This is a genomic window from Fulvimonas yonginensis (assembly GCF_037137055.1).
GTDB lineage: Bacteria > Pseudomonadota > Gammaproteobacteria > Xanthomonadales > Rhodanobacteraceae > Frateuria_A > Frateuria_A yonginensis.
In genome coordinates this window covers 36119-52422 of record NZ_JBBBNY010000004.1, presented here as the reverse complement: position 1 = coordinate 52422, position 16304 = coordinate 36119, and the positions used below count along the sequence as shown (strand labels likewise).

The following is a 16304-nucleotide window of genomic DNA, read 5'->3' as shown; positions in this document are numbered from 1 at the left end:
TCACAAGGGTGTGAGGTTGGCGTAGGCCGCCACCAGCCACTTGCTGCCGGCGTCGGCGAAGTTGACCTGCAGGCGCGTGTGCGCGCCGCTGCCCTCGGCACTGACCACCACGCCTTCGCCGAAGCTCGGATGACTGACGCGCTGGCCGAGCTTGATCGGCAGCTCTTCCTGCAGCGAGTTCGCCTCCGCGTGGCGGCCGGCGTACAGCGGGCGGCTGACCTGCACGCGTGGGCGCACCTCGTCGATCAGCTCGGCGGGCATCTCGGCGAGGAAGCGCGAGGGCCGGGCCAGCATCTCGGTGCCGTGCATGCGGCGCGACTCGGCGTGGGTGACCACCAGCCGCTCGCGCGCGCGGGTGATGCCGACGTAGGCCAGGCGCCGCTCCTCCTCCAGCCGGCCCTCGTCCTCGACCGAACGCTGGCTGGGAAACAGCCCTTCCTCCATGCCGACCAGGAACACCAGCGGGAACTCCAGACCCTTGGCCGAATGCAGCGTCATCAGCTGCACGCAGTCGTCCCAGGCCTCGCCCTGGCCCTCGCCCGCCTCCAGCGCGGCATGGGCGAGGAAGGCGTCCAGTTCGCCGAGGCCGGCCTCGAGGTCCTCCGGCGTCATCACGAAGCGGCTGGCCACGTTGACCAGCTCGTCCAGGTTTTCCACCCGCGCCTCGCCGTTGCCGCGGCTGTCCTTCTCGTAGTGGTCGCGCAGGCCGGTGTGGGTGATCGCGTGGTCGACCTGTTCGGCGAGGGTGAGGCCGCCGCCTTGAGCCCTCTCCACTCCGGAGAGAGGGTTGGGTGAGGGGCCGGGCTGGCCTGGAACTCCCGCTTCGGGCAGCCCCTCGCCCCAGCCCTCTCCGCGGAGGGGGGAGGGGGCGAAGTCCCTGGCCATCTGGTCGATCAGCGCCAGGAAGCCCTTCACCGCATTCCTGGCGCGCCCGGCCAGTTCGCGCCCGTCGGTCAGCTCGCCCAGCGCCGCCTCCCACAGCGAACTGGCCTCGGCGCGTGCGCGGCGGCGCAGTGCGTCCAGCGTGCGCTCGCCGATGCCGCGCGGCGGCGTGTTCACGGCGCGCTCGAAGGCGGCGTCGTCGTGGCGGTTGGCGGTCAGGCGCAGGTAGGCCAGCGCGTCCTTGATCTCGGCGCGCTCGAAGAAGCGCAGGCCGCCGTAGACGCGATAGGGAATGTCGCGCTGGATCAGCTGCTCTTCGAAATTGCGCGACTGTGCGTTGGAGCGGTACAGGATCGCGCAGTCCTTGGCGTTGCCGTGCTCGGCGATGTACTCGCGGATGCGCTCGATGACGAAGCGCGCCTCGTCCTGCTCGTTGTAGGCGGCGTACAGCGCAATGCGCTCACCGGCCTCGCCGGCGGTCCACAGCTGCTTGCCCAGGCGGCTGCCGTTGCGCGCGATCACCGCGTTGGCGGCCTTCAGGATCGTCGCGGTGGAGCGGTAGTTCTGCTCCAGCTTGATCGTGCGCGCGCCGGGGAAGTCGCGCAGGAACTGCTGCATGTTCTCCACCTTGGCGCCGCGCCAGCCGTAGATCGACTGGTCGTCGTCGCCGACGGCGAAGACCTTGCCGACATCGCCCGCCAGCACGCGGATCCAGGCGTACTGCAGCGCGTTGGTGTCCTGGAACTCGTCGATCAGCAGGTAGCGCCAGCGCTGCTGGTAGTGCTCCAGCACGGCCGGGTTCTTCAACCACAGCTCGTGGGCGCGCAGCAGCAGCTCGGCGAAGTCGGCCAGGCCGGCGCGGCGGCAGGCCTCTTCGTAAGCCTGGTAGATCTGTACCAGCGTGCGGGTCACCGGGTGGTTGCCGTGCTCGATGGCGTCGGGGCGCTTGCCCTCGTCCTTCCAGCCGTTGATCTGCCAGGTCGCCTGGCGCGGCGGGAAGCGCGCCTCGTCCAGGCCAAGCCCGGCCACCACGCGCTTGACCAGGCGCTGCTGGTCGTCGGCATCGAGGATCTGGAAGCCCTCCGGCAGGCCGGCTTCGCGCCAGTGCCGGCGCAACAGCCGGTGCGCGATGCCGTGGAAGGTGCCGACGGTGAGGCCGGTGGTGCCGCCGGGGATCAGCGACTCCAGCCGCGCGCGCATCTCGCCGGCGGCCTTGTTGGTGAAGGTCACCGCCAGCACCGCCCATGGCGGCACGCGCTCGACCTGGGTCAGCCAGCCGATGCGGTGGGTCAGCACGCGGGTCTTGCCGGAACCGGCGCCGGCCAGCACCAGGTAGTGGCCGGGCGACGCGCAGACGGCCTCGCGCTGCGCGTCGTTCAGCGAGTCGATCAGATACGAAACATCCATCGACCCATTGTACCGGTGGGTGTCAAGCGCGCCGCGCGGAGCACCCCCCCAGGTTGCCGCGCGATCAGCTCTTCTTGACGAAACCGCCGATCGTCAACAGCCCGCCGACGACGATGCCGGCGATCCCGATCCACTGCGGCACGGCCTTCTCGTGGGTGGCCTCGATCTTGGCGGGACCCAGCTGGGCGACGGTGTCGGTGTCCTTGTAGCTGCCGTTCCCGACGGTGATCCAGATGCCGGCGATCAACAGGATGATGCCGACGATGATGAGACCGGTGCGCATGGCTCTCTCCTTGCGGTTGAGTACGCTGTCCCATGTAGCCGCCTTCGCCCGAAACGTTCCGTGAAGGCACGAAAAAGCCCCGAAGGCTAGGGGGAACCTTCGGGGCCGGGGTGGATGCGAAGCCCAGGGGAGAGGTTCGCATCCGTTTGACCCGCTCAGGGAGGTGGACGGGTCGTGGATGCCGTTGCGCGCATCCGGAACCTTGGATGCGTCCGGGAAGGGAAAGTTTCAAGGCGCCGGGAACAGGTCAGGATCCGTTCATTCGCACGATCCTGCTCCTTTCCTCTCCGGCGAGAGGGCTGGGGTGAGAGGCCGGGCTCGCCGAAGCCCCGCGCCCGTGTGCTTCTTGTAAAGCCGCCCGACGCAAGTTTTTCGCAAGACCCGCCCCTGACCCCGTCTTCTTCCCGGGGGAGAGGGGCGTAAAGCGGTGAAGCTAGTGCGCCTGCTCCCAGTTCGCCCCCACGCCCACGTCGACCACCAGCGGCACGGCCAGCTCGGCGGCGCCGGACATGCGCTCGATGATGGCCTGGCGCACGGTGTCCACCGCGTCCTCCTGCACCTCGAAGACCAGTTCGTCGTGCACCTGCATCAGCATGTGGGCGTCGGTGCGGTCGTGCAGCCAGGCGCCGAGGGCGATCATCGCCCGCTTGATGATGTCGGCGGCGCTTCCCTGCATCGGCGCGTTCACCGCGGCGCGCTCGGCGCCGGCGCGCAGCGCCTGATTGCGCGCCTTGAGGTTCTCCAGGTACAGCCGGCGGCCGAAGATCGTTTCCACGTAACCATCGCGGTGCGCCTGTTCGCGGGTGGCGTCCATGAACGCGCGCACGCCGGCGAAACGGGCGAAGTAGCGCGCCATGTAGTCGCTGGCCTCGCCGCGGTCGATACCGAGCTGGCGTGCCAGGCCGAACGCGCTCATGCCGTACATCAGGCCGAAGTTGATCGCCTTGGCGGCGCGGCGCTGGTTGAGCGTGATCTCCTCCGGCGGCACGCCGAACACCTCGGCAGCGGTGGCGCGGTGCACGTCGCCGCCACTGGTGAACGCGCGCAGCAGCGCCCCGTCGCCCGAGAGGTGCGCCATGATGCGCAGCTCGATCTGCGAGTAGTCGGCCGCCATCACCACCCAGCCCGGCGGGGCGATGAAGGCGGCGCGGATGCGCCGGCCTTCCTCGGTGCGCACCGGGATGTTCTGCAGGTTCGGGTCGGAGGAGGAAATGCGCCCGGTCGCCACCGCCGCCTGGTGGTAGCAGGTGTGCACGCGGCCGGTGCGCGGGTTGACCATCTGGGCCAGCTTGTCCGTGTAGGTCGAGCGCAGCTTGGCCAGGCCGCGGTAGTCCAGGATCAGCCGCGGCAGCGCGTGCTCGTCGGCGATGGCCTCGAGCGCCTCCTCGTTGGTCGAGGGCTGGCCCTTGGGCGTCTTGAGCTTGGCCGGCAGGCCGAGCTGGTCGAACAGGATCGTCTGCAGCTGCTTGGGCGAGTCCAGGCTGAATTCGCAGCCGGCCTCGGCATAGGCCTGGCGCTGCAGCTCGAGCATGCGCTTGCCGAGCTCCTGGCTCTGCGCGCGCAGTTCGTCCGTGTCGATCAGGACGCCACGGCGCTCCATGCCGGCGAGCACGGGCACCAGCGGCACTTCGATCTCCTCGTACACGCGCCTGAGCGCCGGCACGCCGGCCAGCATCGGCTGCAGCGCCTCGTGCAGGCGCAGGGTGATGTCAGCGTCCTCGGCGGCGTAGCGGCAGGCGGTATCCAGGTCGACCTGCGAGAACGGGATCTGGCGGGCGCCCTTGCCGGCCACGTCCTCGTACTTGATCGTCTGGTAGTTGAGGTAGCGGCTGGCCAGCGAATCCATGTCGTGGCGCGTGGCGGTGGCGTTCCACACGTAGGAGGCCAGCATGGAGTCGTGCGCCAGCCCCCGCAGCTCGATGCCGTAGTGCGACAGCACGTTGATGTCGTACTTGGAGTGCTGGCCGAGCTTGGGCCGGGATGGGTCCTCCAGCAGCGGCTTCAACGCGTGCAGCACCTGGTCGCGGTCCAGCTGCCAGGGCGCGCCGGGGTAGTCGTGCGCGACCGGGATGTAGCAGGCCTTGCCCGGCTCGACCGCGAAGGACAGCCCGATCAGCTCGGCGCGCATGGCGTCGATGTCGCTGGTCTCGGTGTCGAAGGCGATCAGCGGCGCCTCGCGCAGCTTCTGCAGCCAGTGCTCGAAGCGCTCCGGCGAGGTGACCAGTTCGTACTGGCCCGGCCGTGCCGCGGCGGGGGCGGGCACGGCCTGCACGGGCGCGGCCGCGGGCGCCGGCGCGGGACCCGGTTCGCCCAGCGTCTCGGCGTCGAGCTCGCGCAGCGCCGCCTTGAACTCGTAGCGGGTGAACAGTTCCCGCAAGGCCGCGGTGTCGCGCTCGCGCAGGGTGAGGTCGGTGGGTTCGAGTTCGAGCGCGATGTCGGTGCGGATGGTGACCAGTTCGCGCGACAGCGGCAGGGTGGGCAGCGCCTCGCGCAGGTACTCGCCGATCTTGCCGCCGACCTTGTCGGCGTTGGCGATCACGCCCTCCAGCGAGCCGTACTCGGCCAGCCACTTGGCGGCGGTCTTGGGTCCGCACTTGGTCACGCCCGGCACGTTGTCGATGCTGTCACCGGTGAGACTCAGGAAATCGACGATACGCTCGGGCGGCACGCCGAACTTCTCGGTGACGCCGACGACGTCCAGCGTCACGTTGGTCATGGTGTTGACCAGCTTCACGCGCGGGCCGACCAGCTGGGCCAGGTCCTTGTCGCCGGTGGAGATGGTGACGTCGATGCCCTGCGCCTGCGCCTGCAGCGCCAGCGTGCCGATCACGTCGTCGGCCTCCACGCCCGGGATGCACAGGATCGGAAAGCCGAGCGCGCCGACGATCGCCATCATCGGCTCGACCTGCGCGCGCAGGTCGTCCGGCATCGCCGGGCGGTTGGCCTTGTAGCTCTCGTAGAGGTCGTCGCGGAAGGTGCGTCCGGGCGCGTCGCAGACGAAGGCGAGGTAGTCCGGCTGCGCCTTGAGCGTGGCGCGCAGCATGTTGACCACGCCGAACAGCGCGCCGGTGGGCTCGCCGCGCGCGTTGGACAGCGGCGGCAGGGCGTGGAAGGCGCGGTACAGGTACGAGGACCCGTCGATCAGGATGAGTTGTGGCATCCGGGCATTCTCGCACGCGTGCCATGCGGCCGCGGTTCACCGGTCGGAGCCGATGCCGCTGCTATGCTCGCGCAAACCGACGGAGCCCCCCATGAAGCTTTCTGCCGCGTTCGTCCTCGTTCCCACCCTGCTGGCCGCGCCGGCCATCGCCCAGTCCGCGCCGCCGCCGGCCAACGTGCCGCCGCCGCCGGGGATGAACGACCCCGGTGTCAAGGCGGTGGCCCCGGTGCCGGCCCCGGCGGCCGCAACGACCCCGGCGCCAAGCGGCAGCTCGCTGCAGCCGACCCTGCCGGCACCGATCCGCTCCGGCGAACCGATGCCCGAAGTCAGCGTGCACCGGCAAGGCGAGAACACGGTGCAGGAGTACCGCCGCAACGGTCAGCTCTACATGGTGGTGGTGACGCCGCCCAGCGGCATCGCGCAGACCTACATGGTCGACCCGAGCGGCCGCCTGGTCGACGAGCACGGGCAGAAGCCGGCCCGCCCGGTGATGTACAAGATCATGGAGTGGGGCAAGAGCAAGCCGGCCGAGGCCGCCTCGTCGGCGAACGGCGGCGACTGAGCGGCCGTGGGTCCGCGCCCGGGCTGGCTGCTGTTCGCGCTGGGCTCGGCGTTCTTCGCCGCGCTGACCGCGCTGTTCGGCAAGCTCGGCGTGGCCGGGATCAACTCCAACCTGGCGACCTTCATCCGTACGGTGGTGATCCTGCTGGTCACCGCCGGGCTGCTCGGCCTGCGCGGCGAATGGGCACGCCCGTCCGGGCTGCCCTGGCACAGCTGGCTGTTCCTGGTGCTCTCGGGCGTCGCCACGGGGCTGTCCTGGCTGTGCTACTACCGCGCGCTGCAGCTCGGGCCGGTCAGCCGCGTGGCGCCGATCGACAAGCTCAGCGTGGCGCTGGCCATGGTGCTGGGCATGCTGCTGCTGGGCGAGAAGGCCAGCCCGCTGGTGCTCGCCGGCGGCGGGCTGATCGTCGTGGGGGCGATACTGGTGGCGCTGGGCTGAGCGGCTAGCGGTGGGCCAGCACCGCGACGTCCACTTCGGCACGCAGGGTGAAGCCCAGGCTGCGATAGAGCGCGATCGCCGCGGCGTTGTCCGCCCAGGCATGCAGGAACGCGGTGTCGCCGCGCGCGGCAATGGCGGCCGCCACGTGCCGCGACAGCCGCCGCGCCAGGCCGCGTCCGCGATGGTCCGGATGGGTGCACACGCCGCTCACCTCGGTATGCCCCGGAAAGCGGAAGCGCTCGCCGGCCATCGCGGCCAGGCGCCCGTCGATGCGAATGCCAACGAAGCGGCCCATGCGATGGGTCTGCGGCAGGAACGGGCCGGGCTGGGTGAGCGTGGCCAGGGCCAGCATCTCGGGGGCATCGGCCTCGCCGAGGGCGACGATGCCATCCTGCTCCGGCGGCGCGGCGAGCGGTTCGCGCGCGACCATCTGCACCCCGCGAGCCCGCTTGAGTTCGACCAGCCCCGGCGGCACCCGGATCGTCGGCACCTGCAGGATGAAGGCGCGGCCGCCCGGTTCCACCAGGCGGGCCAGGCGCTCCAATGCCTCGCCAGCGTCGTCCCGGGCGGAGGCGAACAGGTTGACCTGCGGCAGGTAGCGGCGCGCAAGGTCGTCGCCTTGCGAGAGGGTCGCGTGGTGTGTGGTCAGGCTGGCCCAGACCGGGCGATCCAGCAGGATCATCGCCGTTTCGCTGCGGAGCGGGTGGCCAGCCGCGCCTCGATGCTGCCGCCGAGCAACGCATCCTCGAACGCATCCAGCTGCTGCAGCAGCGTGCCGGACAGCCCGGCGCACTGGTCGGCCAGGGCCGCCTCGATGACCGGCCAGACGCGCTGCCTGGCCTGGTCGATCAGGCGCCTGCCTCCGGCGGACAGCGCCAACCGCCGCACGCGCTGGTCGCCGGCCAGGCGCCGCGAGGTGACCAGGCCCGCCCGCTGCAGCCTGTCGGCCATGCGCGTGACGCCGGGCTGAGTCAGACGCAGGGCCTGGGCGAGTTCGCCGACGGTCAGCGGCCCGTGGCGGTCCAGCGTGGCCAGCACCGGCAGCTGGGCCGCCGGGACGTCGATCCCCACCGTCGCGAGGTAGGCCTGGGTGGTCGCCTGCAGGCGCTCGCCGATGCGCCGCAGCCGGCTGCCCAGTGTGAGGTGCCCCAGGGCACGCAGCACGTCTTCCATTTCCATACCCAGTTATATGCCTGCACATAGGCTAGGCGGCCGCCGGCCCTGGTGCAAGCGCTGCGGCACCTCAGGCGGCATCGTCCAGCGCCGGGTAATGGCGGAAGATTCCGCTCTCGTTGAACGGCAGGCGCCGGGGCGAGGCGAGGTAGGCCGCGATGCGCGGGCGGGCGGCCACCTCCTCGGCCAGCGCATGCAGGCGCGGCAGGCCCGGGCGGAGGCGCGCCATCGCGCGCGGAAAGGCGTAGTGCAGGCCGGCGAGCAACTGGAACAGCGAGAGGTCCACGTAGGACGGGCTGCCCAGCGCATGGCGGCCATCGGCGCGCTCGAGCACGCGTTCGAAGTAGCCCAGGTACTTGGGCAGCCGGTGCTGGCGCAGGTCGGCGGCGCGCCGCGCCGCTTCGACCTGCTGGTCCTCGTAGTACAGGCGCGCGGCGACCGGGTGGTGGCTGTCGTGGACCTCGGCGACCAGGTCGGCGATGGTCAGCTGCAACTGGTTGGCCTGGATGCGGCGCGCCTCGCCCTCGGGTACCAGGCCCAGGTGCTGGCCCAGGTAGTCGAGGATGGCGGCGGTCTGCGCGATCAGCAGGCGGCCGGCCCGCAGGAAGGGCGGCGCGAAAGGCAACGCATGCTCGTGCTCGCCGGAAAGGAAGGCGTCCATCAGCGCATCGCCGCGTTCGCGGCAGACGTCGACGTAGTCGGCGCCGGCGTCCTCCAGTGCCAGCCGGACGAACTCGCCGCGGCCGGGAATGCCGGTCCAGTAGTAGAGCTCGTAGATCATGCGTGTGGCTCCGCGGGGCCCTTGCCAAGCCTCGCAGGCGGTACCACAAAGCATCGTGAGGACCCGCCCGCCCCAAGGAGCCGCCATGGACCGATCCGCCTTCGACACCTCGCTCGCCGGCAGCGAACCACCCGCCGGCCTGCCCGTTCACCTGCAGGCGCTGTGGTGGCTGCGCCGCGGCGAAGCCGACCGCGCCCATCGCCTGGTGCAGGCGCTGGACGATGCCGGTGCCGCGGCGATCCACGCGCACCTGCATCGCCTCGAAGGGGATGCCGACAACGCCGGCTACTGGTACCGGCGGGCAGGGCTGCCGTTCTGCGATGTCCCGCCCGAGGACGAGTGGCGCGCGTTGGTGCAGCGCTTCATGTAGCCCCTCGTTCACGAGGTGCCGGGGGCGAAGCGGCCGGTGGCTGCAAGAGGCTTGGCCGCCCGACCGCAATCATCGCGAGCGGGCTCGCTCCTGCATGGGCACCGAGGGGGCGACCCTGCTCGCGCGAGCTTCGTTCAGTGGCGGAAGTGGCGCATGCCGGTGAACACCATGGCCATGTCGTGCTGGTCGGCGGCGGCGATCACCTCGGCGTCGCGCATCGAGCCGCCGGGCTGGATCACCGCGGCGATGCCGGCCTCGGCCGCGGCATCGATGCCGTCCCGGAAGGGGAAGAACGCATCGGACGCCATCACCGAGCCGCGCACTTCGAGCTTCTCGTCGGCCGCCTTGATGCCGGCGATCTTCGCGCTGTACACGCGGCTCATCTGGCCCGCGCCGATGCCGATGGTCTGGCGGTTCTTCGCGTAGACGATGGCGTTGGACTTGACGAACTTGGCCACCTTCCAGGCGAAGATCAGGTCGTCGATCTGCCCGGGCGTGGGCGCGCGCTTGGTCACCACCTTGAGGTCGGCCGCCCCGATCATGCCGGTGTCGGCGGTCTGGATCAGCAGGCCGGAACCGACGCGCTTGACGTTCATGCCCGGGTGCGGCGCGCGCAGGTCGCCCCGCTCCAGGTCGGCGTTGGCCGGCGGCGGGATCTCCAGCACGCGCACGTTGCCCTTCTTCGCGAAGGCCTTGAGCGCGTCGTCGGCGTAGCCCGGGGCCAGCACCACCTCGACGAACTGGCGCTCGACGATCGCGCGTGCGGTGGCGCCGTCAAGCTCGCGATTGAACGCGATGATGCCGCCGAAGGCCGAGGTGGGATCGGTCTGGAATGCCAGGTCGTAGGCCCTGGCCGTCCCCTCCAGGCTCACCGCCACGCCGCAGGGGTTGGCGTGCTTGACGATCACGCAGGCCGGCTTGACGAAGCTGCGCACGCACTCCCACGCGGCGTCGGCGTCGGCGATGTTGTTGAACGACAGTTCCTTGCCCTGCAACTGGCGGAAGGTCGCCAGCGTCCCCGGCGCCGGGTACAGGTCGCGGTAGAACGCCGCCTGCTGGTGCGGGTTCTCGCCGTAGCGCAGGTCCATCACCTTGACGAAGCGGCCGTTGGCCTGGCCGCCGAAGGTCTCGTGGCCGGCAACGGCATCGTATGCCTCGTTGAGCTTGAGGCTCGAGAGGTAGTCGCTGATCGCGCCGTCGTAGTCGGAGACGCGGTTGAACGCGGCCACCGCGAGACGGAAGCGCGTGGCACGCGAGAGACCGCCGTCGCGCTCGATCTCCGCCAGTGCCTCCTCGTACTGGTCGGGCGAGGTGAGCACGCCGACGTCCGCCCAGTTCTTCGCCGCCGAACGCAGCATCGCCGGGCCGCCGATGTCGATGTTCTCGATCGCCTCTTCCAGCGTGCAGTCGGGGCGCGCGACCGCCCGCTCGAACGGATAGAGGTTGAGCACCAGCAGGTCGATCGGTGCGATGCCGAGTTCGGCCATCACCGCATCGTCGGTGCCACGCCGGCCGAGCAGGCCGCCGTGCACCTTAGGGTGCAGCGTCTTGACGCGGCCGTCCATGATCTCGGGGAAGCCGGTGAGCTCGCTGACGTCGGTCACCGCGACGCCGGCCTCGCGCAGCGCCTTCGCGCTGCCGCCGGTGGACAGCAGCTCGACGCCCTGGGCGGCGAGGCGGCGGCCCAGCTCGATCAGCCCGGTCTTGTCGGAGACGCTGAGCAGGGCGCGACGGATGGGCGTGACGGCGGCGGGCATGGCGGCTTCCAGGCAGGGGGAAGCCGGCAATTATAGCCCGACCGGGCGGGCCGCTTCAGGCTATCGCGTTTGGATGGCCAGACGGCCAAATCGCGCGAAGCGCGGACAGTCCGCCTACAGCAGGCCGTGCGCGGCCAGCTTCTTGCGCAGGGTGGCGCGGTTGATGCCGAGCACGGCGGCGGCACGGCTCTGGTTGCCATCGTGGAACGCGAGCACCTCGCGCAGCAGCGGTCCTTCGACCTCGCGGATCACCAGCGCGTGCAGGCCTTCGCTGCACTCGGTGTCGCCGATGTCGGCAAGGTAGCGACGCACGGTGCGGCTGACGCACTCGCCCAGCGCGCTCTGCGACGACGGAATCTCCCGGACGGCCTCGTTCACAGGCAATCGGACGGCGTTCACAGGCAATACCTCACGAGCGGTGCGGCGGCTGCGTGGGCCGCTGCGATGGTTATGGCGGATCTGCGCCGGCGGCGCGCTTGACATGCGATGGAGCATGCGCGAGGGGGCGAGTGTACCGGCGCGCGACGATAAATTTAAGTGCTTGCGTCGCAGCGCTTCGGTTTCATTCGAAACCGAACTCGAACGCCACCGCCCGCGCCCCCGGGTCCGCCACCTCGATCAGCAACGCGGCGCTGGCTCCCGGGGCCAGGCCGGCGCGCAGTGCCGCGGCGTCGTCCAGGTACTCGGCCGGCTGCAGGCGCCGCATCGCCACGCGATGGCCGTCGGCGTCGGACAGGATCAGCGTGACCACCGGGTAGGGCTGGGCGAAGGGGGCGTCGTTGCGGATGGTGGCGCTGATCATCAGCGCGCCGGGCACGCTCGGGTGCGCCTGCACGTCGCGGGCGACCAGATGCAGGCGGCGCACGTCGCGCACCAGCGGCAACTCGCAGCCGAGCGACGCGCAGGCCTGCCGCAGCCAGGCGCCGACGACCGGGTCGGCGATCAGCAGGTCGCGCTTGGCCCAGGCCACCTGCGCCGCCAGCAACAAGGCCAGCAGCAGGCACATGACCACCCAGGGCCAGCGTCGCTCGCGTGCGGGCGGCGCGCGGCGGTCCTGCACGAAGCGCGGGGTGAAGCTCGGCTCGACCGGCGCCTGGGTTGCCTCGGGCTGGGCCGCCCTGCCGGCGTTCGCCGGCACCTCCGGACCCGGCCGGTAGACCGCATGGTCCAACCGTGGCGGATGTTTCGAGCGCACGTGTTCCGGCAACAGCCGGAACGGCTCCGGCGGCAGCTTGTCGGTCAGCGTGGCGGTGACGTCGAAGGTGCCGCCGCAGGTCGTGCACACGGCCTGGCCTCGCCCCTGCCCAAGCTTGGGTATGTCGAGCGAGAAGACGGTCAGGCAGTGGGGGCACTGGGTGTACATGCGCGCAAGGGTAAAGGTATTGCGCCGGCGCCGGGCGCGGTGTGCGCAGGCGCACGCTGCCACCGCGCCCGGCGCGGGGCAACGCGCGGCAGGTCAGCGGCGCCGGCCGCTGATGCGGACCCAGTCCTCGCGCACGTCCACCTGCAGTCCGTCGAACCACTCGCCGTAGCGCTCCAGCAGCTCGTCCTGCTGGCCGGCGAGGATGCCGGAGATCGCGAACGGCACGCCCGGTCTGCACGCCGCGGCGAAGGTGGGCGCCAGCTCGGCCAGCGGGCCGGCGAGGATGTTGGCGACGAACACGTCGGCCGGCTCGCGCGGCTCTTCGCCCGGCAGGAACACGCGCAGACGGTCGGCCACGCCGTTGCGCGCGGCGTTGTCCAGCGACGCGATGAGCGCCTGCGGGTCGTTGTCGATGCCCACCGCGGTGGCCGCCCCCAGCTTCAGCGCGGCGATCGCCAGGATGCCCGAACCGCAGCCGTAGTCGATCACGTGCGTGCCGGCGAGCTGCAGCCCGTCCAGCCATTCCAGGCACAGCGCGGTGGTCGGGTGCGTGCCGCTGCCGAAGGCGAGGCCGGGATCCAGTCGCACCACCACCAGGTCGTCGGCCTGCGGCGGCTCGATGTTCCAGGGGTAGATCCACAGCCGGCGGCCGAAGGCCATCGGCTGGAACTGGTCCATCCAGGCGCGCTCCCAGTCCGCGTCCGCGACCTCGCGGAAGGCGAGCTGGTCGGGCTCCAGCCAGGGCAGCAGTTCGCCCAGCGCCCCGACCAGGCCACGCCGGTCGGTGTCGGCGTCGAACAGCGCATCCAAAGTGATGGTCGGCCACAGGGGCAGCTCGCCCACGCCCGGCTCGAAGATCGCCTGCTCGTCGGGTGTTTCGGCATCGGCGTCGCGCAGCGTGATGGACAGCGCGCCGAGATCCTCCAGCGCTTCTTCCACACGTGGCTGCTGCTCGGCGCGCAGGGTGAGGGCCAGTTCGAGAAAGGGCATCGATGCAATCGTCGTTCAATGTAGGAGCAGGAGGCGGCGAGGGTTACTCGCCGCTGGGCTTCTGTTCCTTCTGCTCGGCCATGCGCTTCTCCAGGTAATGGATGTTCTGGCCGCCGTGCTGGAAGCCGGCGTCGGCCATGATGCGCTGCTGCAGCGGGATGTTGCACTTGACACCCTCGATCACCGTCTCGGCCAGCGCCAGGCGCATGCGGCAGATTGCGGTCTCGCGGTCGGGGCCGTGCACGATCAGCTTGCCGATCATCGAGTCGTAGTTGGGCGGGATGCGGTAGCCGTCGTAGAGGTGGGTATCCACGCGCACGCCGGGGCCGCCCGGTGCCTCGAAGCGCTTGACCACGCCGGGGCTGGGCAGGAAGGTATCCGGATCCTCGGCGTTGATGCGGCACTCGATCGCGTGGCCGCGGATCTGGATGTCCTCCTGTCGCAGCGACAGCTTCTCGCCGCCGGCGATCAGCAACTGCTCGCGCACCAGGTCCACCCCGGTGATCAGCTCGGTCACCGGATGCTCCACCTGGATGCGGGTATTCATCTCGATGAAGTAGAAGCGCCCGTTCTCGAACAGGAACTCGAAGGTGCCGGCGCCGCGGTAGCCGATCCGCAGGCAGGCCTCGACGCAGACCTGGCCGATCTGCGCGCGCAGTTCCGGCGTGATGCCGGGCGCCGGCGCCTCCTCGACCACCTTCTGGTGGCGGCGCTGCATCGAGCAGTCGCGCTCGCCCAGGTGGATCGCGTTGCCCTGGCCGTCGGCCAGCACCTGGATCTCCACGTGGCGCGGGTTCTCCAGGAATTTCTCCATGTACACCATGTCGTTGCCGAAGGCCGCCTTGGCCTCCTGCTTGGTCATGGTGATGGCGTTGCCCAGGTGCGCCTCGGTGCGCACCACGCGCATGCCGCGGCCACCACCGCCGCCGGCCGCCTTGATGATCACCGGGTAGCCGATTTCGCGGGCGATCCGCATGTTCTCCTCGACGTTGTCGCCGAGGGGTCCGCCGGAGCCGGGCACGCAGGGCACGCCGGCGGCTTTCATCGCCTTGATCGCCTCGACCTTGTCGCCCATCAGGCGGATCACGTCGGCGGTCGGGCCGATGAAGATGAAGCCGGACTGCTCGACCTGCTCGGCGAAGTCGGCGCGCTCGGAGAGGAAACCGTAGCCGGGGTGGATGGCCTGGGCGTCGGTGATCTCCGCCGCGGCGATGATCCGCGGGATGTTGAGGTAGCTGTCGGTCGAGGGCGCCGGACCGATGCAGATCGCCTCGTCGGCCAGGCCCACGTGCTTGAGGTTGCGGTCGGCGGTCGAGTGCACCGCGACGGTCTTGATGCCGAGGCTGTGGCAGGCGCGCAGCACGCGCAGCGCGATCTCGCCCCGGTTGGCAATGACGACTTTTTCTAGCATGGGGAGCTCCGAAGGAGCAGGGCACGGGGAAGGGCGAGCGGGGAACGGTAAGGGCGCGATGCCGCGGCCTTTTTCGTTCTCTGTGCCCTGTTCCCCGTTTCCCGCCTGATCACGCGATGACGAACAGCGGCTGGTCGAATTCCACCGGCTGGCCGTTCTCGACCAGGATCGCCTGCACCGTGCCGGCGACGTCCGCCTCGATCTGGTTGAACATCTTCATCGCTTCGATGATGCCCAGCGTCTCGCCGGCCTTCACCTGCTGCCCGACCTTGACGAAGGCCGGCGCGCCGGGCGTGGCCGAGGCGTAGAAGGTGCCCACCATCGGCGCCTTGACCACGTGGCCCTCGGGCAGGCCCGGCGTGGCCGCTGGGATCTCCGCCGCCGGCGCCGCGGCCGGAGCGGGGGCCGGCGCGGCAGGTGCGGCCTGGACCGCCATCGGCGCGGCAGCGACGGTCACGCCGCCCTTGGGTACGCGCGAGAGGCGGACCACCTCCTCGCCTTCCTTGATTTCCAGTTCCGCGAGGTTGGATTCCTCGAGCAGGTCGATCAGCTTCTTGATCTTGCGCAGATCCATGGAGATTGCCTTTGTCTCGGGCCGCCGGGGCGGCTTGGGTTCTGAAAGAGAGCTTGCAGGGAAATCAGGTGGGAGCGAGCCGTCGCATGGCCGCGTCCAGCGCCAGCGCGTAGCTGTCGGCGCCGAAGCCGCAGATCACGCCCACTGCCAGGTCGGCCAGGTAGGAGTGGCGCCGGAACGGTTCGCGCGCGTGCACGTTGGACAGGTGCACCTCGATGAACGGGATCGCCACCGCCGCCAGAGCGTCGCGCAGGGCGATGCTGGTGTGGGTGAAGGCGGCCGGGTTGACCAGGATCCAGTCGATGCCCTCGGCGCCTGCCTGCTGCACGCGCTCGACCAGGGCATGCTCGGCATTGGACTGGAAGCTGACCAGCGTGTGGCCGGCCGCCTGCGCCTGCGCGGCGAGGCGCGCGTCGATCCCGGCGAGCGTGTCCCGGCCGTAGATGGCCGGCTCGCGGGAACCGAGCAGGTTGAGGTTGGGCCCGTGCAGGACCAGCAGCTTTGCCACGCGACACCTGACAGCTGGCCGGAGCGATCCGGCGAGGGGGCGAAGTGTGCGCGCCCGGACCGTTGTTGTCCAGTTCGGCGCAGATCGGCGATGTTCAGCGGAGAACTGGCGCACATACCGTGCGTGGGCGTATGTGATGCGCGTGCGCGGCCGACCGGGGCTCGCCGGGGCGGGCCACAGCCGCGTGCCCGGCAGGAGCGAGCGTGCTCGCGATGCTCTTTTCCCTCTTTTTCGCTTCGCCGGAAGCTTGCTTGAGGGGTGTCGCCCTTCTGTGGCGCCTCCGCGACCGGACTCGCCTGCGGCGGGCTTCCGCTGCCCTGCCAGCCAGCGGGTCACTTCTCCTTGCTGGCCCAAGGAGAAGTCGGCAAGAGAAATGGCCTGGGACCACTCGACGAAGGAGAACAGCCAGGTCCCGCTGCGCCTTGCCGGGCGAGGCGCTCGCTTCAAGAGGAGCTACCGCGGCGACCCCGCGAGCGCTCGCTGACCGGGGCGGGAAAGAGGGGCGCCGCTATCCGCAGGTGGTCGCTTGCAGAGGAGCTACCACGGCTAGACCGCGAGCGCTCGATGACCGAGGTGGAGGAGCGGGTCGTCGGGCCTGAGCGGCGAGCGCATGCAGGGCGTGCGTGCGTTCTTGCCGGGGTGTTC

The 16304-nt window shown here is 70.4% G+C and carries 16 protein-coding genes; 3 read left to right on the top strand and 13 right to left on the bottom strand.

Features of this window, described 5'->3' with window-relative positions; all coding sequences use genetic code 11:
- The 3 genes from WAT24_RS07855 to polA all read right to left on the bottom strand — a co-directional run bounded on the left by WAT24_RS07855 (position 1) and on the right by polA (position 5732).
- Positions 1–2289, bottom strand: coding sequence for a 3'-5' exonuclease (locus WAT24_RS07855; RefSeq protein ID WP_336807293.1), 2289 nt, complete (start codon positions 2287–2289; stop codon positions 1–3).
- Between the two features lie 64 nt (positions 2290–2353).
- Positions 2354–2572 carry a hypothetical protein gene (locus tag WAT24_RS07850; RefSeq protein WP_336807292.1) on the bottom strand — a complete coding sequence of 73 codons (219 nt, stop codon included), beginning with the start codon at positions 2570–2572 and terminating at the stop codon, positions 2354–2356.
- Between the two features lie 433 nt (positions 2573–3005).
- Positions 3006–5732, bottom strand: a complete 2727-nt coding sequence (gene polA, locus WAT24_RS07845; protein ID WP_336807291.1) for a DNA polymerase I — start codon at positions 5730–5732, stop codon at positions 3006–3008.
- 91 nt (positions 5733–5823) lie between these two features.
- Here polA and WAT24_RS07840 point away from each other — a divergent pair, with 91 nt between their 5' ends.
- The gene (locus tag WAT24_RS07840; RefSeq protein WP_336807290.1) at positions 5824–6294 is read left to right on the top strand and encodes a DUF2782 domain-containing protein; all 471 of its coding nucleotides are present in this window, start codon (positions 5824–5826) and stop codon (positions 6292–6294) included.
- 6 nt (positions 6295–6300) lie between these two features.
- Positions 6301–6732 (top strand): EamA family transporter, encoded by a 432-nt coding sequence (locus WAT24_RS07835; RefSeq protein WP_336807289.1) that lies wholly within the window; start codon positions 6301–6303, stop codon positions 6730–6732.
- Positions 6733–6736: 4 nt separating this feature from the next.
- Here the strand turns inward: WAT24_RS07835 and WAT24_RS07830 are convergent, their stop codons facing one another.
- The 3 genes from WAT24_RS07830 to WAT24_RS07820 form a co-directional block, all read right to left on the bottom strand.
- A complete protein-coding gene (locus WAT24_RS07830) occupies positions 6737–7414 on the bottom strand; it encodes a GNAT family N-acetyltransferase (protein ID WP_336807288.1) in 678 nt (225 codons plus the stop codon).
- Positions 7411–7911: a MarR family winged helix-turn-helix transcriptional regulator gene (locus tag WAT24_RS07825; protein WP_336807287.1), complete on the bottom strand. Its 501-nt coding sequence runs from the start codon at positions 7909–7911 to the stop codon at positions 7411–7413. The genes WAT24_RS07830 and WAT24_RS07825 overlap by 4 nt, the downstream gene beginning before the upstream one ends.
- Before the next feature lie 64 nt (positions 7912–7975).
- On the bottom strand, positions 7976–8686 hold the full coding sequence (locus tag WAT24_RS07820; RefSeq protein WP_336807286.1) for a glutathione S-transferase: 711 nt from the start codon (positions 8684–8686) through the stop codon (positions 7976–7978).
- Between the two features lie 85 nt (positions 8687–8771).
- Between WAT24_RS07820 and WAT24_RS07815 the strand changes: the two genes are divergently transcribed.
- The gene (locus WAT24_RS07815) at positions 8772–9056 is read left to right on the top strand and encodes a hypothetical protein (protein ID WP_336807285.1); all 285 of its coding nucleotides are present in this window, start codon (positions 8772–8774) and stop codon (positions 9054–9056) included.
- 134 nt (positions 9057–9190) lie between these two features.
- Here WAT24_RS07815 and purH read toward each other — a convergent pair whose 3' ends face one another.
- From purH to aroQ, 7 genes are all read right to left on the bottom strand, one after another.
- On the bottom strand, positions 9191–10813 hold the full coding sequence (gene purH, locus WAT24_RS07810) for a bifunctional phosphoribosylaminoimidazolecarboxamide formyltransferase/IMP cyclohydrolase (protein ID WP_336807284.1): 1623 nt from the start codon (positions 10811–10813) through the stop codon (positions 9191–9193).
- 114 nt (positions 10814–10927) lie between these two features.
- Positions 10928–11218: a helix-turn-helix domain-containing protein gene (locus tag WAT24_RS07805; protein ID WP_425605276.1), complete on the bottom strand. Its 291-nt coding sequence runs from the start codon at positions 11216–11218 to the stop codon at positions 10928–10930.
- 157 nt (positions 11219–11375) lie between these two features.
- Complete coding sequence (locus WAT24_RS07800; RefSeq protein ID WP_336807282.1) at positions 11376–12176, bottom strand: zinc-ribbon and DUF3426 domain-containing protein; 801 nt, start codon at positions 12174–12176, stop codon at positions 11376–11378.
- A gap of 93 nt (positions 12177–12269) precedes the next feature.
- Positions 12270–13166 (bottom strand): 50S ribosomal protein L11 methyltransferase, encoded by an 897-nt coding sequence (gene prmA, locus WAT24_RS07795; RefSeq protein WP_336807281.1) that lies wholly within the window; start codon positions 13164–13166, stop codon positions 12270–12272.
- Positions 13167–13209: 43 nt separating this feature from the next.
- A complete protein-coding gene (gene accC, locus WAT24_RS07790; protein WP_336807280.1) occupies positions 13210–14577 on the bottom strand; it encodes an acetyl-CoA carboxylase biotin carboxylase subunit in 1368 nt (455 codons plus the stop codon).
- Between the two features lie 109 nt (positions 14578–14686).
- The gene (accB, locus tag WAT24_RS07785; protein ID WP_336807279.1) at positions 14687–15151 is read right to left on the bottom strand and encodes an acetyl-CoA carboxylase biotin carboxyl carrier protein; all 465 of its coding nucleotides are present in this window, start codon (positions 15149–15151) and stop codon (positions 14687–14689) included.
- Positions 15152–15215: 64 nt separating this feature from the next.
- Positions 15216–15659, bottom strand: coding sequence for a type II 3-dehydroquinate dehydratase (aroQ, locus tag WAT24_RS07780; protein ID WP_336807278.1), 444 nt, complete (start codon positions 15657–15659; stop codon positions 15216–15218).
- Positions 15660–16304 lie beyond the last annotated feature (645 nt).